Genomic DNA, 19,759 nt, shown 5'->3' with positions numbered 1-19,759 from the left:
TTGACGGAACGGAGAGCCGCCATGCCCCTGCTCGACCCCAAGATCTGGCAGTCCCGCCCCCTGTCGGGCCCCGAGTACCCGGTCACCGAGCCCGCCACCGGCGACCAGCTCGCCACCGTCGCGCTCGCCGCGGCCGAGGACATACGCCCCGCCGTACAGGCGGCCGGAGCCGCGCAGAGCGAGTGGGCGCGCGTTCCCCACTTCGTCCGCGCCGGAGTGCTGCGCAGGGCCGGCGACCTGTTCGCCGCGCACGCCGAGGAGTTGCGCGAGTGGCTCGTCCGGGAGTCCGGATCGATCCCCGGCAAGGCGGACTTCGAACTGCACGTCGCCGCCCAGGAGTGCTACGAGGCCGCCGCGCTCGCCTCGCGCCCCGCCGGGCAGGTCCTTCCGTCGGAGGCGCCCCGGCTGTCGTACACCCGGCGCGTCCCGGTCGGGGTCGTCGGCGTGATCGCGCCGTTCAACGCCCCGCTGATCCTCTCCATCCGCTCGGTCGCCCCGGCGCTCGCGCTCGGCAACGCGGTCGTCCTCAAGCCGGACCCGCGCACGGCGGTCTGCGGGGGACTGGCCCTCGCGGCGGTCTTCGCGGAGGCGGGCCTGCCCGACGAACTCCTCCAGATCCTGCCCGGCGGCGCCGAGGTGGGGGCCGCACTGGTCGCCGACCCGCAGGTGCCGGTCATCTCCTTCACGGGCTCAACTGCCGCCGGACGCGCGGTCGGTGAGGCGGCGGGGCGTCATCTCAAGCGCGCGCACCTGGAGTTGGGCGGGAACTCGGCCCTGATCGTGCTGGCGGACGCCGACCTGGACGCGGTGATCTCCACGGCGGCCTGGGGTTCGTTCTTCCACCAGGGCCAGATCTGCATGACGACCGGGCGCCATCTCGTCCACGAGTCGCTCTACGAGGAGTACGTCGAACGCCTCGCCGCCAAGGCCGACTCCCTCGCCGTCGGCGACCCGCACCGCGCGCAGGTCCACCTGGGCCCGATCATCGACGGCGCCCAACTCGCCAAGGTGCACGGCCTCGTGGAGGCCAGCACGGCACATGGCGCCAGGCTCGCGGCGGGCGGCACGCACGAGGACCTCTTCTACCGGCCGACCGTCCTCGCGGGCGTCGACGACGACACCCCCGCCTACACGGAGGAGGTCTTCGGTCCGGTGGCGCCGGTACGGTCCTTCGCCACCGCCGACGAGGCGGCCGCACTGGCCGCGACCGGCCCGTACGGTCTGTCGCTCGGCATCGTCACCCGCGACGCGGCCCGCGGCCTGGACCTGGCGGAACGCATCCCCACCGGGATCGTCCACATCAACGACCAGACCGTCAACGACGAGGCCGTGGCCCCCTTCGGCGGGGTCGCCGCGTCCGGCACCGGCGCCCGCTTCGGCGGCGAGGCCAATATCGAGGCCTTCACCGACGTGCGCTGGACGACGGTGCGCGCAGACGTGGCGTCGTACCCGTTCTAGGGACTTTTCGAAAGGCGGTCCTACTGACCGTTCTGCTCGGCCTGCGCCTGCTGCTCGGCGACCGACTTGCGGACCTCGTCCATGTCGAGCTTGCGGGCCTGGCCGATGACGTCCGTCAGGGCGGCCTCGGGCAGCGCGCCGGGCTGGGCGAACACGGCGACCCGGTCACGGACGATCATCAGCGTGGGGATCGACTGGATGCCGAAGGCCGCGGCCAGCTCGGGCTGGGCCTCGGTGTCGATCTTGCCGAAGACGAGATCCGGGTTCTCGTCGGCCGCCTTCTCGTAGACCGGGGCGAACTGACGGCACGGCCCGCACCAGGACGCCCAGAAGTCGATCAGGACGAAGTCGTTGTCCGTGACCGTCTGGTCGAAGTTCTCCTTGGTGAGCTCCACGGTGCTGCTCATGACGTGATTCCCTCTTCCTCGATGTGGGGGCGAAGCCGTCCCGGACAACACGGTCGTCCGGACCCGTATTCCGCGCCCCTACCCGTGTGGCCTCCGCGCACACCACCCAGCAGACTGACCCCATGACGGAAACGGAATCCATCGTGTACGACGTCGTGGTGGTCGGGGCCGGGCCCGTGGGGGAGAACGTCGCCGACCGCACCCGTGCGGCCGGCCTCTCCACCGCGGTCGTGGAGAGCGAACTCATCGGCGGCGAGTGCTCGTACTGGGCCTGCATGCCCAGCAAGGCCCTGCTGCGCCCGGTGATAGCCCGCGCCGACGCCCGCCGGGTGCCCGGCCTCGGCCACCTCGTCCAGGGCCCCCTCGACACCGCCGCGGTACTCGCCCACCGCGACTACGAGGCCTCGGGCTGGAAGGACGACGGACAGGTCCGCTGGCTCGACGGCATCGGCGCCGACCTCTACCGCGGCCACGGCCGCCTCGACGGCCCCCGCCGGGTGACGGTCACCGGCCCCGACGGCGTACGGCACGTCCTCACCGCCCGGCACGCCGTCGCGGTCTGCACCGGCACCCGCGCCCTCCTCCCCGACTTGCCCGCGCTCGCCGACGTCCGGCCCTGGACCAGCCGCGAGGCCACCAGCGCCAAGGCCGCGCCCGGCCGGCTGATCGTGGTCGGCGGCGGGGTCGTCGCCGTCGAGATGGCCACCGCCTGGCAGGCCCTCGGCTCCCGGGTCACCCTCCTCGTCCGCGGCAAGGGTCTGCTGCCCCGTATGGAGCCCTTCGCCGGCGAACTGGTCGCCGACGCGCTCACCGAGGCCGGCGTCGACCTGCGCACGGGCACCTCCGTCACCTCGGTGACCAGGGAGAACGGCACCGTCGTCGCCGTCACCGACAGCGGCGACCGCATCGAGGCCGACGAGATCCTCTTCGCCACCGGACGCGTTCCTCACACCGACGACATCGGGCTCGACACGATCGGCCTGGAACCGGGCTCCTGGCTGCCGGTGGACGACTCCCTCCGTGTCCTGGACAGCGACTGGCTGTACGCGGTCGGCGACGTCAACCACCGCGCCCTCCTCACCCACCAGGGCAAGTACCAGGCACGCATCGCGGGCGCCGCGATCGCCGCCCGCGCCTCCGGAGTCCCGCTCCTGGAGACCGACCCCTGGGGCGCCCACGCGGCCACCGCCGACCACGACGCCGTACCCCAGGTCGTCTTCACCGACCCGGAGGCGTCGGCCGTCGGCCTCTCCCTCGCCGAGGCGGAGGCGGCCGGCCACCGCGTCCGCGCGGTCGACGTCGAGTTCTCCTCGGTCGCAGGCGCCGGCCTCTACGCCGACGGCTACCGGGGCCGCGCCCGCATGATCGTCGACCTCGACGACGAGACCCTGCGCGGAGTCACCTTCGTCGGCCCCGGCGTCGGCGAACTGATCCACTCCGCGACCATCGCGGTAGCCGGCCGGGTCCCGATCGGCCGCCTGTGGCACGCGGTCCCGTCGTACCCGACGATCAGCGAGGTGTGGTTGCGGTTGCTGGAGGCCTACCGGGGCTGAACACCCCTGCTTTCCTACGGCAGTTGAAAGCCGAGCGCAGCCGACGCCTCGATCGGGGTCGGCTGCGCCCAGCGCTCCGCCATCGCCTCGTTGGACGACAGCGAGCGCAGCTCGGCCCGGTCCAGGTAGAGCAGCCCGTCGAGATGGTCCGTCTCGTGCTGCACGATCCGCGCGGGCCACCCGGTGAACACCTCGTCCACCGCCCGCCCATACTCGTCCTGCCCGGTCAGCCGCACCTCGGCGTACCGCGCCACCACGGCCTGCCAGCCCGGGACGCTCAGGCACCCCTCGAAGAAGGCGGCCCGGCCGTCGCCGACCGGCTCGTACGACGGATTGACCAGCACCCGGAACGGCTGCGGCACTCGTCCGCGCACCACCCGCACCTCGTCCGGCACCGGCGCCGGATCCTCGATCACCGCGATCCGCAGCTCCACCCCGACCTGCGGGGCCGCGACGCCCACGCCCGGCGCCGCGTGCATGGTCACGCGGAGCGCCTCGACGAACCGGGCCAGCAGCGCGGGCGCCAACTGGCCGTCGAACGGCTCGGTCCCGCGCCTGAGCACCGGGTCACCGGCCGAGACGATGGGCAACGGGCCGCCGGCGGCGAGGAGTTCCTCCACCCGCTCGGCCAGGGGCGCGCGATCACTGGTAAGTGCCATCGCGCCAGGATGCCACGGTCTCCACCGCGGCCCGAACGTGACGCACGCCACTCGGACCCGCGGGAACTCGGTGCCTTCACCCGCCGACTACTGGACCACTACGGCTACGACACACCCCCGCCCATCTCCTCGTCCCCTGCCTCCCGGAGAAGCCCGCCCATGTCCACCGCTCCCTCGACAGCCCCGGCCGAGGTCCCGCAGGAGCCCGCCCCGGCACCGTCCCCCAGCCGCTGGGCCCCGCTCCGCCCCCTGATCCTGCGCCTGCACTTCTACGCCGGAGTGCTCGTCGCCCCGTTCCTGCTCGTCGCCGCCACCACCGGCTTCCTGTACGCCGGCGCCTTCCAGGCCGAACGGATCGTGTACGCCCATGAGTTGACCGTGCCCGTCGGCGACCGTGAGCTGCCGATCTCGCAGCAGGTGGCCGCCGCCCGCAAGGCACACCCCGAGGGCACGGTCTCGGCGGTCCGGCCCTCCCCGGAGGCCGGCGCCACCACCCGCGTCATGCTCTCCGGCGTCGAGGGCGTCCGCTCCGACCACACCCTCGCGGTGTTCGTCGACCCGTACACCGGGAAGGTGCGCGGCGCGCTGGAACAGTACGGCTCGACCGGCGCGCTCCCGCTGCGCACCTGGATCGACGACCTCCACCGCAATCTGAACCTCGGTGAAACCGGCCGCCTGTACAGCGAGTTCGCCGCGAGCTGGCTGTGGGTCATCTCGGCCGGCGGCCTGGTGCTGTGGTTCTCCCGCCGCCGCGCCCTGCGCAAGCTGCGCGGCACCAGCGGCCGGCGCCGCACCCTCGGCCTGCACGGCACGGTGGGCGTCTGGGCCGCCGCCGGTTTCATCTTCCTGTCGGCGACCGGACTGACCTGGTCGACGTACGCGGGCGCCAACATCGACGAACTCCGCACATCCCTGGGCCAGTCCACGCCCTCGGTGTCCGCCGCCGCGAGCGGTGAGCACGTGGGCCACGGCGGCTCCACCGCGACCGGCGACGCCGAACACGGAGTGGGCCTGGACAAGATCCTTGCCGCAGCGCGCGCCGAGGGGCTGGGCAACCCCGTCGAGATCGTCCCGCCCGCCGACGCCGACTCGACGTACGTCGTCAAACAGGTCCAGCGCAGCTGGCCCGAGAAACAGGACGCGGTCGCCGTCGACCCCACCACCGGCAAGGTGACCGACGAACTCCGCTTCGCCGACTACCCGTTGCTCGCCAAACTGACCCGCTGGGGCATCGACCTGCACACCGGTGTCCTGTTCGGCCTGGCCAACCAGATAGCCCTGATGCTGCTCGCCCTCTCCCTGATCCTGCTGATCGTGTGGGGCTACCGCATGTGGTGGCAGCGGGGCCGGGGTTCCTCCTTCGGCCGCCCGATCCCGCGCGGCGCCTGGGCACAGCTGTCACCGCTGGTCCTCGTCCCGTGCTTGGGGGCGATCGCCGTACTCGGCTATTTCGTCCCGCTGTTGGGCATCCCGCTGGCCGTGTTCATCGCGGTGGACGTGGTGCTGGGCGAGGTGGCCCATCGCAAGGGCCGCCGGACGTACGCGAAGTAGCGGCATATGCGGAGGGGCCCGGTTCCGTCACGGAACCGGGCCCCTCCGCGCGTCAACGCGTCTCAGACCTGCTCGAAGTCGCCCGCGAGCGCCGAGGCGATCCGCAGATGCGAACCCGCCTCCTCGTGCCGGCCCTGCCGCTCCAGCGTGCGGCCCAGCATCAGCCGCGCGTAGTGCTCGACCGGGTCACGCTCCACCAGGACCCGCAACTCGGTCTCGGCGCGCCGGAGTTGGGCCGAGTGGTAGTAGGCGCGCGCCAGCAGCAGGCGCGGTCCGGTCTGCTCCGGCACCTCCTCGACCAGCCCGCCCAGCACCCGGGCCGCAGCGGCGTAGTCCTTGGCGTCGAAGAACATCTGCGCGCGCTCCCAACGCTCCGCCGGTGTTCCGTGGTCGTAGTACGTCATGTCCACTTGACCTCCTTCGACCCACACAACGGACCTTGTTGGTTGAATATTCCACTACTTCGTCATGGCGGCCAGTTCGGCGTTGGCGCGCTCGGTGATCAGGGTCAGCACCCGGCCGGTGGTCACGAGGTCCGCCTCGGGGATGTCGCCCCAGATCCTCGCGCTCGCCGCGCCGGTCTCCTTCGTGATCCGCTCGTACAGCTCCCGGCCGGCGTCCGTGATCCGCACGTCGGACGCGTCCGTCCTGAGCAGTCCGGCCGTGATCAGTTCGTCGATGGTGCCTTCCGCGGAGTCCGCGTCCACCTTCAGGGCCGCCACGGTGTCCGCGGCGAGCCGTCCGCGGTCGACGGGCCCGGCGGCGAGGGCGACCGGGCGCAGGACGATCTGCTGCTGGAAGCCGAGGCCGTGGCGGGCGAGGACGCCCTCCAGCACGGCGCGGGCGGCGTAGTGGGCCAGGCCGAGCGTGCGGGCGTCGGCGGGGGTCGCGGTAGTGGTGGTCATGGCTGCTCCTTCTCGTGCTCACTCGCGGGGTTGAGGGGTGTGTCGAGCAGGGTCGCCAGGTCCCGGCTGAACTCCCGGGCCCGTTCGCTGTCGAGACCGCCGAGCGGCTCCAGCAGTTGCTGCAGGAGACCGTGGACGACCTTGATCGCCCGCCGGGTCACCTCGCGGCCCTCGTCGTTGAGGGCCAGTTGGACCGCGCGCGGATCGCGGGGGTCCCGGGTGCGCTCGACGAGACCCGCCGACTCCAGGGCGCGGGCCAGCTTCGACACATAGAGGGCTTCGAGTCCGGTGCGGTCGGCGAGGTGGCGCTGGCTGGGGCGCAGCCCGGAGCGCTGCATGCCGTACAGCGACGCCACCAGGGAGTACTGCGCATGGGTCAGTCCCAGGGGTGCCACCGCGCGGTCGACCGCCACACGCCACTTCATCGACAGTCGCCAGACCAGGAAACCGGGCGTCGCGCCCTCGGATGCCGTACTCACGCCCTATAGAGTACATGGATACTATGTCCATGGCTACTATTTTTCGAACCGGGTGCGAGGGCGAGGGAACGGCCCCGGGGGACGGACCGGCGATCGACGGACTGACGGAACCGCTTCGACGGGACTAGGTTGTCGCCATGAGCAATCTTGATCGCGAAGCGGTTCCGGCCCTGTGCGGCGGCCGCGGTTTCGTGGTGGCGGAGCCCGTCCGTGAACTCCTCAGCCCTCGCAAGGTCCAGCTCGGCGAATCCACCGAAGTCCGCCGGCTGCTGCCCAATCTGGGCCGCCGCATGGTCGGCGCATGGTGTTTCGTCGATCACTACGGCCCCGACGACATCGCCGACGAGCCCGGCATGCAGGTGCCGCCACACCCCCACATGGGTCTGCAGACCGTCAGCTGGCTGCACGAGGGCGAGGTGCTGCACCGCGACTCCACCGGCAGCGTCGCGACGATCCGCCCGCGCGAACTGGGCCTCATGACCTCCGGCCGCGCGATCAGCCACGCCGAGCAGAGCCCGAAGACGCACGCCCGGTTCCTGCACGGCGCGCAGCTGTGGGTCGCCCTCCCCGACAGCGACCGCCATGTCGAGCCGCGCTTCGAGCACCACGCCGAGCTGCCGGTCGTCACGGCGCCGGGCCTGCGCGCCACGATCGTTCTCGGCGACGTCGACGGAGCGACCTCGCCCGGCACGACGTACACCCCGATCGTCGGCGCGGACCTGGCCCTCGCGGCCGGCGCGGACGTACGCCTGCCGCTGGAACCGGACTTCGAGTACGCCGTCCTGGCCATGTCCGGCGAGGCCCACGTCGACGGCGTCCCGGTCTTCCCCGGCTCGATGCTCTACCTCGGCTGCGGCCGCACCGAACTCCCGCTGCGCGCCGCGTCGGACGCGGGCCTGATGCTGCTGGGGGGCGAGCCGTTCGAGGAGGAGCTGATCATGTTCTGGAACTGGATCGGCCGCACCCAGGAAGAGATCGTGCAGGCTCGTGAGGACTGGATGACAGGGGCGCGGTTCGGCGAGGTGAAGGGGTACGACGGGGCGCCGCTGCCGGCTCCTGAACTGCCTCCGCTGGCGTTGAAGCCGCGGGGGAGAGTGCGCTGACCTGCTGAGATGCGCCGATGGGGTTGGCCAGGGCGGGGGTGCGTGCACTTCCGTCTTCGGCGCCCGGGCGGCGCCGGAGGTTACGCGAGGGCCGGGGATTGAGGGGTCGGTGCGGGCGAGGCGTCGATTCCGTGATGTGGATGTGTGGGGGCGGCTGTGGCAGTCCGCTTGCTGACTTCCCTGATGGCGTGTCAGTCGTTGGCTGCAAGTGGTGCGCGGACTCCGGTGGCGCCTGGATGTCTCGCGATTGGCGGGTACTGACAAGACGTGAGAACGATGATGCCTTGGCTCGGCAGTCCTCGGTGCCCGCTTCGGATGTTGTGCCCAGCAGGTTCTTGGTCTGCTGGTGGTGCACTGCGCGCATGACCCTGAACAGTACGAATACGGGCTTGAATCAGAGGTGGCGCGCTCTGGCCCGCATATGGTCCGGATCTTGACTGTGAGCTGGGCATGGCTGGAGTCGGAGACGGGCTCGTACAGGTCGGGGTGCGATGCGCGAAGCCGGTGGAACGGAAAGATCTTCTTGAAGTCCTCCGCAGGGCCGCCCGGACCCGCGAACGAACGGCTCCCGGCACCGGGTCTCGCCATCGGTGGGGTGCAGCGTCGCCATCGTCGGCCCGCGCAACCGGGTCGGTGGTCCGCCGTTCGGAACCCCGGCCTTGGCCTCCGCGTTCGTCGGGCGCAGGCTCGCGTCATGGACGCGACGACGGAGGCGCACGGTGGGGGACGGGCTGCGTGTGGTGGTGGTCGGTACCGGCATGATCGGTGCCGTACACGCCACGGTGATCCGCGCCGCCGGAGGTGGACTGGCCGGAGTGGTGGCGTCGACGCCCGGGCGCAGCGCGCGGGTTGCCGAGGAGTGCGGGGTGCCCGGCCGGTGTCCCGACTTCGCGGCGGTGCTCGCCGACGACAGCGTCCGGGTGGTGCACGTGTGCACGCCGAACGTGCTCCATGTCCCGCAGGCGGAGGCCTCGTTGAGGGCGGGCAAGCGACCTGCGGCACTCGGCCCTCTCGACGTGGCTGTGCGCGGGCGCGGACCCGGCCGAGGTCGCCCAGCGGGCCGGCAACAGCGTCGAGGTCCTGCTGAGCCGGTACGCGAAGTGCCTGTACGACCGGCAGTCCGTCAACGACCAGCGCATCGAAAGGCTTCTGAGCGCCTACGGCCAGCCGCCGGAGTCGGGCGAGTGGAGCTGGCCGAGAAGGTGATGCTTTGGGGGTGTTCGGTGCTCCGGTTCCACGGGTTCATGAGGGCGGTACTGTGACGGTCGTGCGCTTTGTGCGCTGCTGCCTGGTCAGGTCTGGGGGGTGCTGCCCATCTCGGCGGCGAAGAGCACGGGGTTGCTGTCGAATCCTCGGACCATCTCGTGGAACTCCCACGTACCGGAGGCGTCCCTGGTGAACTCCGCGACCGTCGCGGCGGTGTATCCGGAGAGCTGTGCGAAGTCGTCCTTCAGCAGCTCCGTATACCCCTCGACAACCAGAACTCCGGCGTTCGATATGCGGCCGAAGGTTTTTGGACCGCTGTTCTGGTGGATCGCCACACCCACCACCACCCGTGCGAAGGAGGGGGCGAGACGATCGAGCTCAAGGGTCATCGCTTCGACGTAGCCGAAGCCCTGACCGGTTTGGCTGTGCCGGCTCATGTTGATGGTGCCGTCCGGTGAGCGGCTGTCGAAGTGGACGACGTACACCGGCCGCCCGTAGGGGGCATCCGTCGAGTAGGTCGCGGCGATTATGTCGAGATGGTGAGGCGGCTGATCCCAGGGACTCGGGTCCCATTTGAGTCGGACCTCGGCCTTCCCGACTCCATGGCTGTCGCTGCTCACCGGAATTGCTGCCTCTCTCATTTCAAGCCACCACGGGATGGCCCCCGTATGGGCAAGTATGGCTCTCGGCCATCCTGTTGAAGCCTCGTGCGGCGCCTTGAAGCCCTGGAGGCGGCCCTCGCCGCCCGCGTTCATGACGTACGCGAGCGTGCCGTGCACCGTGATGCTTGCCGGGAACTCGCCGCCGGAGTCCAGGACCCGCCGATCCTTCAGCTGCCGTCCCTCGACGCGGAAGGAGGTCACCGTGCCGCTGCCGGCAGTGATGGCGAGCAGCATGCCTGCCCAGTTCGGCGGCGAGGCGTTGGCACTCGGTCTGCAGGCGGAAGGCGTCGCGGTAGGCGTTGTGGAGGCTGCCGTTCTCACGGATGAGGGTGGCCACGACGCGCACCTGACGGGGCTGGTTGCGTAGGGCGATCCACCGGCAGGCGTCCGGATCGCCGTCCGGGGCCATCCCTGTGGCGGCCACCAGGCGGCGGCCGACGGGAGCCCCCTGCGCGTCGGTGAGGTCCGGTGGGCGAGGGTCGGAGTGGACCGAGCGGACCCATACCGGTCGTTCGGGGGCGAGGCGCGGTCCCCGAGGCCTTCGACGGGTGCGTCGAGGGCCTGCGCCAGATATGGCAGGGAATCGGGGACACCGAGCAGTTCGATCGGGGCTCCGTGGCCGTCGCCCGCGACCAGCCGGGGAGTGGTGGGTACTCCGGGTGTTCGGGCCGTGAGGGAGAGGGCCCGCAGAATCCGCGATTTGGCCCGGCCGGAGATCATTGGTGAAGGCTCGATTCATCGCGCCTCGCCGAAGGGCTCGGCGTCACAGGGGCGGTAGGACAGAGGGGTTGTCCTGTCCCATCGAATCTTGATCGTTGCCATCGAAGGTTGAGCGGCCGGGGATGTCACCGCTGCGCGCTACGGTGCCGATCGGAGGGGACAGAGTGGATATTTACGAGACAGACCCGGCGACAGGCGCGTTCCTGGGACCCCCGTACGACTCGATGTACGTCTACGCGATCGGGACGGCCGACGCGCTGAACGTCAAGATCGGTTACACCACGGGCCGCCTGGAACGTCGCCTGTCAGAGATCCAAGTGGGCTGCCCGCTACCTTTGAAGATCCTTTGGTGGGCTGAGGCTGGACCCGGCCTCGAAGAAGCACTGCACCGCATCTTCGCCCGGCAGCACCTCCGCGGCGAGTGGTTTGAACTCGGGCCGGAGCGACTGTCGATGTTTGACGCCCTGCACGAGGAGTTGTACTCAGAGAACCACGCGTTGATCGAACAGGACGCGGCGCAGGATCACGCCCGACAGAAGGCCAGCCGCATCCGAGCCGCACTGCTCGCTCAACGCAAATCGCCCCCTCCGCGTGGCGTGGCTCCTACCCAGGTACCAGCGGCACCTCCGCCCCTGACGGCAGCCGTCATCCCCGGTGAACTTCACCTGACACTGCACTTGCCTCCGGCCACCGCGTCGGGCGGCACTGTGGAATGGATGGCCGTACTCGACCACGGTCAACAAATTGCGCGGATTCCGGCTCCGTCGACTTCAGGACCTCACCTGCGTCTGAAGCGTTTCAGCAATCACAGGTCGCGCTTCGTGGTCTTCGCTGGAGATCGCGCCGGCGTCTCCCTCCCTTCAGCTGCTATCGAGGTGACCGCTCGTCGAACCTGTTACGTAGACGCAGGCGGGGGCGGCAGTGAGTGATCTTTCCTGGGTCGCGCATCCGGCTGGCGAGAGGGTGGGACGAGGAGTGGTCGACGGGCCGGGAGGGCGAGCAGCAAAGGCGGGAGTCCCCCGATCGCGCGGATCGGGGGACTTCACCGAGCGAGCCAGCCCGGGGGATCGGGGTGGGCCCTGCTGCGGCACTGGGTGCCGGGTGTCCGTTCTACGCGGTCGGGTTGAGTTCGGCTTGGCCGAACAGGAGGGCCCAGCCGGCGGGGAGCTGGTGGAGGATGCGGGTGATCAGGCCGGGGCCGGCGTGGGCGGTGACGGCGGCGAAGACGGATCCGGTGTCCCAGCGGGTGGTGGCCAGGGAGGCGCCGGAGCGGGTGGCGAGGTCCTTGACGAAGTCCCAGCCTCCCAGCGGCTGCGGGCCGGGAATCTGCGCGGCCAGGACGCGGGCGGCCTCCAGGGGCAGGCAGGCGGCCAGGTCGACGCGTTCGTCGCCGGTCAGCTGGCGCCCCAGCCCTGCCAGGACCAGGCGGACGGCTTCGTCTGCTCGCTCGCGGTTGGGGTAGGCGCCTTCGTAGCGGACCTTCTCCAGCATCTGCTCATACGCCGTCGAGTACGGCTGCTGGTGCTCAAGCGGTACGCGCACGTCGGTGATCACTGCGGTGGATGCCTTTCGTCAAGCCAGGGTCGGGTGGGTGCCGTTGTGCGGCACCGGTGGTCAGGTGGGTTGGGGGCGGCCGAAGAGAAGGTCGTAGCCGACGGGGAGCTGGAGCAGGATCTGCCCCAGTAGGTCGTCGCCGGAGGTGTCGGCGACCGTGGACAGCACGGCGCTGACGTCCCAGGTCGCGGTCTGCTCGGTGGCACCCTCGATCCGGGCGGCGGTCGCCCGCACGAACCGCTCCGGCGGCAACGGCTCGGCGCTCTGCAGCGGGTTGAGCAGGGCAAGGGCGAATTCCTCCGGCAGGCGTGCCGCGAGCAGGGCGCGGACATCCCCGACCAGGTGTGCGCCGAGCAGGGCGAGTACCACACGGGCCGCGCGCTCGGCTTCCTCCACAGTGCCGTACTCGCCACGTTCCTTGACGTGGTCGAGAAACACTTCGCGTCGCGGTGTCATCTCGGCCGCCACCCCTTCTTGTTCTTCAAACTGCCCACGGGGGTGAGGAGGACGGGGTGAGGGGGAGATCAGGTGCCCGTCCTCCGCACCGGTCCGGCCAGTGTCAGCCGGAGATCTCCTTGTGGCCGGTCCCGACGCCGATGGAGATCTTGCGGGGCTTGGCACGCTCGGCGATCGGGATGCGCAGGGTGAGCACGCCCGCGTCGTAGTCGGCCTTGATGTGCTCGGTGTCGAGGGTGTCGGCGAGCACGATCTGGCGGGAGAAGACGCCCAGCGGCCGCTCGGACAGTTCCATCTGCACGTCGTCGGCCTTCGTCACCGGCCGGCGCTCGGCCTTGACGGTGAGCATGTTCCGTTCGACGTCGATGTCGATCGCGTCCGCGGTAACGCCGGGGAGGTCGAAGACCACCACGTACTGGTCGCCCTCGCGGTAGGCGTCCATCGGCATCGCCGACGGCCTCGACCAGGTTCCCGGGCCCAGCAGCTGCTGCGTCAGCCGGTCCAGCTCACGGAAGGGGTCAGTGCGCATCAACATCGTGAAAACACCTCCAGCAGGTTCAGGCAGTTGCTGCCAATGCGCCTCACTGACACCGTTGTAACATGTCATCCAATGGATGACAAACATGATGTCATCATCTTGATGACAACCCCCAGGGAGGTGTCCGTGACCCCGGCCGACCAGCCGTCGTCCACGACCGGCACCGACGCCCACAGCCCGGCGTCGTTCCTCGCCGCCGCGGCGGCCCTCAACGCCATAGACGACGCCTTGCGCGAAGCCCAGCAGGAGGCCCCGAATGCTTCCGATGCCGGGCCGGGCCCGGAGCAGGCCCTGGCCTCACTGATGCTGTTGCGGCAGGTCCGCGAGCAGCTCGCCGGATGGGAGACCGGCCTGATCGAAATCGCCCGCGACGCGGGCGCCAGCTGGGCCGACCTCGCCCCGCCCCTCGGCGTCGCCAGTCGCCAGGCCGCCGAGCGCCGCTACCTGCGCGGCCGCCCCGGCCCTGTCGGGACCACCGGCGAACAGCGCGTGACGGCCACCCGCCAGGCCCGCGCCGCCGACCGCACCGCCGCCGCCTGGGCCCGCCGCAACGCAGCCGACCTGCGACGTCTTGCCGGACAGATCAGCGCACTCACCGACCTGCCCGCCGCGGCCCGCCGCCCGCTCGGCGAACTCCATGCGGCCCTCGCCCACGACGACCCCGCCGACCTCATCGCCCCGCTGACGGCCACCCGCCCCCACCTGGCCGCCGCACACCCCGACCTCGCCGCCCGGCTCGACACCCTCACATTCCCGTAGTACGAGTCAACGCCGGCCGCCCGCCGGTGACGCCGGGCCTGTGGCCTTCCGGTTGCCGACCCGGCCGCAGCCGACCGTGCGGACTCCACCTCGGGCGGAGTGCGGGGGGCTCGGCAGCGCGGCCACTGCGGCGGCGAGGCCGAGGTGGGAGTTCATGTCGAGTTCGAACCGGCCGGCGTGTCTCTTTGGCCAGTCGGTCAGTTCATCGGATGTGTCTGTTCGGATAGTGATCACTGATGCGATGTTGGATCGGATCGAGCCGCTGATACCGGCCGATCCGGTCCGCGGTGGGCCGACCACCGTCGGACTCTGGAGGCCATCGCGTGGAAGTACCGCACCTGCTCGCCCTGGCGGAACCTGCCGGACGAGCCCGGCGCGTTCCAGGCCCGCCCACGAGCGGCTGATCAGGTGGGCCGTGGACGGCGCCTGGGAACGGATCCTTGCGGCAGTCCTGTCAGCAGCGGACGGCAGCGACGACGTCGGCTGGACCCTGTCGGTGGACTCCACCGTCCGCCGAGCCCACCAGCACGCCGCTCGGACTGGGACAAAGGGGCTCCAGGCGGGGCCGAGCCTGACGAACACGCCCTCGGACGCTCCCGAGCTGGCCTGAGTACGAAGGTCCACCTCGCCGGCGCCAGCCGTGCACGGCCGCTGGCTCTTCGGGTCACCGCAGGCCAGGGGGCGATGCCCCGGCCTTCAAGGCTGTCATGGCAGCGATCCGTGTGCCGCTATGTGGCCCCGGAAGACCGAGAACCCGACCCGACACCGTGCTCGCGGACCGCGCGAACTCATCTCGCGCAATCCGAAATCGCCTCCGCCGACGCGGGACCCCCGCTGTCATTCCCCAGCCGTCCGACCAGATCGGCCATCGTCTGCGGCGAGGCCGCGCCGGTGGACGGCCGACCGTCTTCGACGCCGAGGCAAAGCAGCAGCGCAACACGGTCGAGATGAGCAAGCCGCAGTGCTGTTGTAGCTGCGGTTCGTCGTCATCGCCGTGGGCTCCTGTCTCGTTCTGGATTGTCGTCATCCGCTGTCGGTACAGCCAGGGTTGGCGTGCTCCGTGTCCGCGGGGCAGTTCATGCGGGCGGCGGAGCCGTTCGACCTGGGCACGATCGGTGTGAATCACCCAGGACCGGCGCCGGTCGTCTTGCTGGTGGGCGGTGACCCAGCCGTGTTTGATCCAGCCGAACAGGGTGACGCGGGGCATGCCGATCTCGCGGGCGAGGTCGCTGGGCCACCACTCGTCGGGACCGAGGGGTGGAGCGTTTCGGCGCAGGCTCTGTTCCTGCGAGCTGATGCAGCCCAGTTCGCGCAGGAGCTGGCGGACGCCTTGAGCGCCGAAGTGGTCGCGGCGTTTGGGCGGTCGGAAGCCCTCGGAGTTGAGGATCCTCGCGATGGCGGGGGCGGTCTGCCCGGCGGCGGCCAGCTCCCGTGCGCGGGCGCCGAGTTGAGGGTAGTAGCTGAGCTGGTCCAGGCGGCCGACGGGGCGGACGGTCTCGCCGTCGGTGCGGTGGCCGCCGGCCCAGGTGATCTGGAGGGTGACGCGTTCGATGTCATCGATGACGCTCACGCGGATCTTCTCGATCAGGTGCCGCATCAGCTGTTTGCGGTCCGTGTCCGTCGTGGTGGGCGCCCGCCACACGGCCGGGAGATCGCTGGCCAGGGCCCGGATCTGCTCGCGTTCTGCCGCGGTCAGGACGCGCGGCCGGGCAGCTGCGAGCACACAGTCTGTTGGCGATCGTGCGTGGCAAGGATCCTGTCGCGGCCCTGCGCACGAGGCGCCGACGCGATCAAGCTCTTCTCCGGATCGCTCGGCGGACCCGGCTACCGGTGGGCCCTGCGGGACCTCTTCTCCGTCGTGCCGTTCGGGCCTGTTGGGGGAGTGGACGCGCGGGCGGTCCGTGGCTACCCGGACCTGGGTGCCCTCCGTCGGCGTCGGCTCGACCCTCGCCGGGGACGCGGTCGACGGCGGCAACCTTGACCAACTCCGCGCTAACGCTGCCGTGTTCCGCAAGACGGCCACAGGGGAGATGCCGTGACGGAACCGGGCCACCAGGCCGATCCAGTCGGCGCGGCCGACGCCTGCGTGGCCGGATAAATGTCCGGACGCCTCCACGGCGCGGACATCCTCGCGGTCTGCACCAAGCCGTCACCACCGCGGCTTTCGCCGTGGCCACCCGGGGTGACTGGGAGGTTCTTCCGAGAAGGGACGAACTCGGCCTGTTCGACCGGCCCGAGGGCACCATTCGCTGACGCGCAAGACAGAACACCGCATTGACGGCAGTACTGGCGGTGGTCGTCGCGGACGAACGTACCTCTTCGCCGAGGGGGGCCGGAGGACCGGGCACTTCCACTCGCTAAATGAGTATCACCATGCCGAGGACGGGCTGCTGACCTCGATTGTGACGGCCAACCGTGCACGAGACCCGCGGGCGGTCTATGGCGACCATGGTCACGAGTTCGGTGCGATCCTTTCGATTGCGGGGATCGGCCGGCGCTCGTGCCTGGGGCAGGCTCAGCCGAGTTCGATCAGGCCGAGTCGGGCGGCCTCTGTGACGGTGCCGGCGCGGTTCTCGGTACCGAGCTTGCGGTAGATACGGACGAGGTGGGTCTTGATCGTTGCCTCGGCCAGGTGGAGAGTGCCGGCGATCGTCCGGTTGGTGTGACCGCGAGCCAGGAGCCGGACGACCTCGATCTCGCGCTCGCTCAGTACTGGACCCGGGTCGGAGGCAGCCCCGGCGAACTGTGCTGCGGCTTCCGGTGCCAGTGTCATGCCTCCGACCGCCGCTGCGCGTACGGCGCGGAACAGTTCCTCGGGAGGGCCCGCCTTGAGGACGTAGCCACGTGCGCCGGCCTCCACGGCTCGTAGGACGTCGGCCTGGTGGCCGTGGCTGGTGAGTACGACGACCCGGGCAGCGGTGGAGGTGGCCAGGATCCGGCGGGTCGCCTCGATGCCGTCGATGACGCTGCCCGTCGCGCCGGTGTCCGACAGCCGGAGGTCCATCAGCACCACATCGGGGCGCAGATCAGCCACCTGATGCACCGCGTCGATGCCGTCGCCGGTCTCGCCGACGACGGCAAAGCCGGGTTCGCTCTCAAGCAGGGCACGCAGACCTGCTCGCACGACCATGTGATCGTCCACGATCAGAATCCGCAGCGCGGAACCGGGACTCTCGCTCATCGGGTGCCCACCGCAACGCGGTCCCCGGCCCGCAGAGCCGCGTGTACGCGGGTACCTCGTCCGGGCTCGCTGTCGATGCTGAGGGTGCCTCCGAACGGGGCCAGCCGGTCACGCGCCGCGGCCAGTCCGAATCCGCGACCGCTGCCGGTCAGCAGTGGGGCCGTCGTGTCGAATCCCACTCCGTCGTCCATGACCTCGACGGCGGCCGTCGCCCTGTCCCCGTAGGTGAGGGTGACGCGTACGTTCCGGGCTCGCGCGTGTTCGCAGGCGTTGGCCAGGGCTCCCTGAGTGACCCGCAGCAGGGCCACGGCCTGATCTGTGCGCAGCGAGCAGGGCTCGTGCTCCGTACGGAAAGTGATCCTGGGCGCCCCGGCGGAGCCGGTCCGGGCGCACAGGTCGCGCAGTGCCGCCTCCAGGCCGTCCCGCGCGAGCAGGGGTGGGGTGAGGTCGTCGATGATGCCGCGGGTCTGCGCGAGATGCTCGCCGAGAGCTCCGGTCACCGCCCGCACCTGCCGCCGGGCGGCGTCCGGTCGGCGGTCCCAGTCCCGTTCGGCGGCCTGGAGCAGCATGCGGCTGCCCGAGAGTTCCTGGGCGAGGGTGTCGTGCAGGTCCCGTGCGATGCGGGCGCGCTCGGCGAGTCGCCCGGCTTCTTGCTGTTGCCGGGCCAACTCGCCCCTCGTGGCGGCGAGTTCGCGGGTAAGTCGCTGCTGGGCGCGGTAGAGGAACACGGTCGCCCACAGAGCGGCGACCGGTGGTGCCAGCACATCGGGATCGAATCCGCCGGCGGGCCGCAGCAGGGACGCAACCAGCAGCGCCGTGAGGACACCGAGCGCTATGGCCCGTGCCGCGCGCGTGGGCATGCGCAGTGCGAGGACGGCGAGTGGCACGGCCAGCCATGCGTACCCGAAGGTGAGTTGGGCCGGGAGGTTCCAGGCCACCCAGGACCACAGCAGCAGGAGAAGGCCGAGCCAGGCGGGCCGGGCCCAGGAGCTCAGCCGGTCCCACCGGGCCAGTCCGGCCGCGTACAGCAGGGCCAGCGCGGCCGTGGGCGGCGCGATGCGCCAGCACAGCTCGTCATTCAGCTCGAAGAGCCGCACCAGGGTGCCGACGACGGCGACCAGGAACACCAGGTGCGGGAGATACCGTGCGGAGGCGGAGGGCCGGCGTACAGCGAGAGTGGCGGCGGGCACGGCTGCGGCTCCCTGGGGCGGGCCGGGCGGAGGCGACAACAGGGCCAGAAGTGTAAGCCGTGACCTGTTTGAACGCTGTAAACGTCCAGGTGGGGCCGTGCCCGCGCTGATGTCAGCTCCCCGGGTGCAGACCGAGCCAGCCCGGCGACGGATCGCCCTTGACCTCACCGAAGTAGAGGGAGAACGTCTGCCGCAACCGTTCGGCCGCGGCGCGGTCCTCCATGAACCGGGGGAATCCGTCGACGTGGGCGTTCGGGAACTCCCACACTGGCTTCAGGCCGGCGTTCGGCGTGACGTCCGTACGTACCGACCAGCCGTTGAAGCTGGCAATCTGGCGCTCCTCCGAGAGCACCCAGTTCAGGTACAGCTTCGCGGCGGCCGGGTGCGCCGCCTTCTTCAGGATCGCGGCTCGCTGCCCCCAGGCCATGAAGGGGTGGTCGCCGGCCGGTACGACCCACTTCACGGTGGTCGATGTGGAGACTGCGCTGCCCGAGCCGCCCACTCCGATGGTTTTCGCTCCGCCGTTGACCGCGGCACCCGGGGTGTTCGTACCCCGGGCGAACTGGGGCTGCTGTGCGGCGAACTTCGCCACCCAGTCCCAGCCGTACTTCTGCTGGTAGAGGGAGTAGAGGTACAGCACCGCGTCGTCGTCGTTCGGGTACGAGGAGGCGATGGCGCCCTTCCACCGTTCGTCGAGCAGGTCCAGCGGTGTCTTGGGGGCGTTCGTCCCGGCGGCCTGGATGTCGTACATGAAGCTGAAGGCGATGACGAACAGCGCCGTCCACGTGCCGTCCGGGTCCTTGAAGCCCTTGTGGACCTTGGAGAAGCCGGCGGGCTTGTAGCGCAGCAGCTTGCCCTCCTGCTTCCAGCGGATGAAGTCCTGGAGCGTCTGCAACTGGACGACGTCGGGGACCAGAGTGTCGGTCGCGAGCTGGTTGTCCACACGGACGTCGTGGTACTTGCTGTAGTCCACGGAGACCGTCAGCGGGACCTCAGGGAAGCGCGCCGCCCAGGCGGCGCGCACCCCCGCTGCCTGGCCGTCGACGTCCCCGCCCTGATAGAGGACGAGCTTGCCGCCTTCGGCCATGGCCGCCTCGTAGAGCTCGTCGATGGAGCGGGTCTCCTCGCGAACGCCGGTGAGCGAGGCACTGACGGGCGCGGTCGCCTGCGCATTGTTCGCTACGGCAGCGGCGCCGCCGAGGGCGACACCGGCTCCGGTGGTGAGCAGCCGGCGCCTGCTGAAGTTCCTGGGCATCGTGGGGGTCCTCCTGCTGGATCCACCGCCACGTTCTGTAGGCGGCGGCGCGCCCATCATGCCGATGAACTGCGTTGTTTCGCGTCGACCAAAGGCTGTCACCGGATTCAACCGTTCGGTTGA

At 70.5% G+C, this 19,759-nt stretch carries 19 protein-coding genes and 3 pseudogenes; 10 read left to right on the top strand and 12 right to left on the bottom strand.

The window, feature by feature from the left end; all coding sequences use genetic code 11:
- Positions 1-21: 21 nt before the first annotated feature.
- Positions 22-1,458 carry an aldehyde dehydrogenase family protein gene (locus AB0I51_RS27035; RefSeq protein ID WP_362979342.1) on the top strand — a complete coding sequence of 479 codons (1,437 nt, stop codon included), beginning with the start codon at positions 22-24 and terminating at the stop codon, positions 1,456-1,458.
- A gap of 20 nt (positions 1,459-1,478) precedes the next feature.
- Here the strand turns inward: AB0I51_RS27035 and trxA are convergent, their stop codons facing one another.
- Positions 1,479-1,865, bottom strand: a complete 387-nt coding sequence (gene trxA, locus AB0I51_RS27030; protein ID WP_362979340.1) for a thioredoxin — start codon at positions 1,863-1,865, stop codon at positions 1,479-1,481.
- A gap of 122 nt (positions 1,866-1,987) precedes the next feature.
- Here trxA and AB0I51_RS27025 point away from each other — a divergent pair, with 122 nt between their 5' ends.
- Positions 1,988-3,418 carry an NAD(P)/FAD-dependent oxidoreductase gene (locus AB0I51_RS27025; protein ID WP_362979338.1) on the top strand — a complete coding sequence of 477 codons (1,431 nt, stop codon included), beginning with the start codon at positions 1,988-1,990 and terminating at the stop codon, positions 3,416-3,418.
- 14 nt (positions 3,419-3,432) lie between these two features.
- On the opposite strand, the gene AB0I51_RS27020 is transcribed toward AB0I51_RS27025, so the two are convergent.
- The gene (locus AB0I51_RS27020) at positions 3,433-4,077 is read right to left on the bottom strand and encodes a peptide deformylase (RefSeq protein ID WP_362979336.1); all 645 of its coding nucleotides are present in this window, start codon (positions 4,075-4,077) and stop codon (positions 3,433-3,435) included.
- Positions 4,078-4,236: 159 nt separating this feature from the next.
- On the opposite strand from AB0I51_RS27020, the gene AB0I51_RS27015 reads away from it, so the two are divergent.
- Positions 4,237-5,628 carry a PepSY domain-containing protein gene (locus AB0I51_RS27015; protein ID WP_362979334.1) on the top strand — a complete coding sequence of 464 codons (1,392 nt, stop codon included), beginning with the start codon at positions 4,237-4,239 and terminating at the stop codon, positions 5,626-5,628.
- 62 nt (positions 5,629-5,690) lie between these two features.
- Here the strand turns inward: AB0I51_RS27015 and AB0I51_RS27010 are convergent, their stop codons facing one another.
- Genes AB0I51_RS27010 through AB0I51_RS27000 form a run of 3 tightly spaced genes read right to left on the bottom strand, consistent with a single transcriptional unit; the run spans position 5,691 to position 7,012 of the window.
- Positions 5,691-6,038 (bottom strand): tetratricopeptide repeat protein, encoded by a 348-nt coding sequence (locus AB0I51_RS27010; protein ID WP_019068407.1) that lies wholly within the window; start codon positions 6,036-6,038, stop codon positions 5,691-5,693.
- Between the two features lie 48 nt (positions 6,039-6,086).
- On the bottom strand, positions 6,087-6,533 hold the full coding sequence (locus AB0I51_RS27005) for a MarR family transcriptional regulator (protein ID WP_362979332.1): 447 nt from the start codon (positions 6,531-6,533) through the stop codon (positions 6,087-6,089).
- Positions 6,530-7,012, bottom strand: coding sequence for a MarR family transcriptional regulator (locus AB0I51_RS27000; RefSeq protein ID WP_362979330.1), 483 nt, complete (start codon positions 7,010-7,012; stop codon positions 6,530-6,532). Before AB0I51_RS27000 ends, AB0I51_RS27005 begins: the two co-directional genes overlap by 4 nt.
- 137 nt (positions 7,013-7,149) lie before the next feature.
- Between AB0I51_RS27000 and AB0I51_RS26995 the strand changes: the two genes are divergently transcribed.
- The 3 genes and pseudogenes from AB0I51_RS26995 to AB0I51_RS26985 form a co-directional block, all read left to right on the top strand.
- The gene (locus AB0I51_RS26995) at positions 7,150-8,115 is read left to right on the top strand and encodes a pirin family protein (protein WP_362979328.1); all 966 of its coding nucleotides are present in this window, start codon (positions 7,150-7,152) and stop codon (positions 8,113-8,115) included.
- 758 nt (positions 8,116-8,873) lie between these two features.
- Positions 8,874-9,044: pseudogene (locus AB0I51_RS26990) on the top strand (gfo/Idh/MocA family oxidoreductase); the annotation flags it as partial.
- A 61-nt stretch (positions 9,045-9,105) separates the two neighbouring features.
- Positions 9,106-9,321: pseudogene (locus AB0I51_RS26985) on the top strand (site-specific integrase); the annotation flags it as partial.
- Positions 9,322-9,407: 86 nt separating this feature from the next.
- Here the strand turns inward: AB0I51_RS26985 and AB0I51_RS26980 are convergent.
- Complete coding sequence (locus AB0I51_RS26980; protein ID WP_362979368.1) at positions 9,408-9,941, bottom strand: TerD family protein; 534 nt, start codon at positions 9,939-9,941, stop codon at positions 9,408-9,410.
- 926 nt (positions 9,942-10,867) lie between these two features.
- Here AB0I51_RS26980 and AB0I51_RS26975 point away from each other — a divergent pair.
- Positions 10,868-11,632: a GIY-YIG nuclease family protein gene (locus tag AB0I51_RS26975; RefSeq protein WP_362979326.1), complete on the top strand. Its 765-nt coding sequence runs from the start codon at positions 10,868-10,870 to the stop codon at positions 11,630-11,632.
- 181 nt (positions 11,633-11,813) lie between these two features.
- Here AB0I51_RS26975 and AB0I51_RS26970 read toward each other — a convergent pair whose 3' ends face one another.
- The 3 genes from AB0I51_RS26970 to AB0I51_RS26960 all read right to left on the bottom strand — a co-directional run bounded on the left by AB0I51_RS26970 (position 11,814) and on the right by AB0I51_RS26960 (position 13,248).
- Positions 11,814-12,257: a DUF2267 domain-containing protein gene (locus tag AB0I51_RS26970; protein ID WP_362979325.1), complete on the bottom strand. Its 444-nt coding sequence runs from the start codon at positions 12,255-12,257 to the stop codon at positions 11,814-11,816.
- Between the two features lie 60 nt (positions 12,258-12,317).
- Entirely contained in the window at positions 12,318-12,713 is a 396-nt protein-coding gene (locus AB0I51_RS26965; protein WP_362979323.1) for a DUF2267 domain-containing protein, read from the bottom strand.
- Positions 12,714-12,816: 103 nt separating this feature from the next.
- Positions 12,817-13,248 (bottom strand): Hsp20/alpha crystallin family protein, encoded by a 432-nt coding sequence (locus AB0I51_RS26960; protein ID WP_362979321.1) that lies wholly within the window; start codon positions 13,246-13,248, stop codon positions 12,817-12,819.
- 129 nt (positions 13,249-13,377) lie between these two features.
- Here AB0I51_RS26960 and AB0I51_RS26955 point away from each other — a divergent pair, with 129 nt between their 5' ends.
- The 3 genes and pseudogenes from AB0I51_RS26955 to AB0I51_RS26945 all read left to right on the top strand — a co-directional run bounded on the left by AB0I51_RS26955 (position 13,378) and on the right by AB0I51_RS26945 (position 16,049).
- The gene (locus AB0I51_RS26955; RefSeq protein WP_362979366.1) at positions 13,378-14,010 is read left to right on the top strand and encodes a type III effector protein; all 633 of its coding nucleotides are present in this window, start codon (positions 13,378-13,380) and stop codon (positions 14,008-14,010) included.
- A 211-nt stretch (positions 14,011-14,221) separates the two neighbouring features.
- Positions 14,222-14,957 (top strand): annotated as a pseudogene (locus AB0I51_RS26950) (IS5 family transposase); the annotation flags it as partial.
- 954 nt (positions 14,958-15,911) lie between these two features.
- A complete protein-coding gene (locus tag AB0I51_RS26945) occupies positions 15,912-16,049 on the top strand; it encodes a hypothetical protein (protein ID WP_362979319.1) in 138 nt (45 codons plus the stop codon).
- Positions 16,050-16,525: 476 nt separating this feature from the next.
- Here AB0I51_RS26945 and AB0I51_RS26940 read toward each other — a convergent pair whose 3' ends face one another.
- The 3 genes from AB0I51_RS26940 to AB0I51_RS26930 form a co-directional block, all read right to left on the bottom strand.
- Positions 16,526-17,191, bottom strand: a complete 666-nt coding sequence (locus tag AB0I51_RS26940) for a response regulator transcription factor (RefSeq protein ID WP_362979317.1) — start codon at positions 17,189-17,191, stop codon at positions 16,526-16,528.
- A complete protein-coding gene (locus tag AB0I51_RS26935; protein ID WP_362979315.1) occupies positions 17,188-18,381 on the bottom strand; it encodes a sensor histidine kinase in 1,194 nt (397 codons plus the stop codon). Before AB0I51_RS26935 ends, AB0I51_RS26940 begins: the two co-directional genes overlap by 4 nt.
- 112 nt (positions 18,382-18,493) lie before the next feature.
- Complete coding sequence (locus AB0I51_RS26930) at positions 18,494-19,636, bottom strand: ABC transporter substrate-binding protein (RefSeq protein ID WP_362979313.1); 1,143 nt, start codon at positions 19,634-19,636, stop codon at positions 18,494-18,496.
- Positions 19,637-19,759: the final 123 nt, after the last annotated feature.

The sequence above is a fragment of the Streptomyces sp. NPDC050549 genome (assembly GCF_040655035.1).
Lineage (GTDB): Bacteria > Actinomycetota > Actinomycetes > Streptomycetales > Streptomycetaceae > Streptomyces.
The sequence above is the reverse complement of the archived record's forward strand: the minus strand, read 5'-3'. Positions and strand labels throughout refer to the sequence as shown.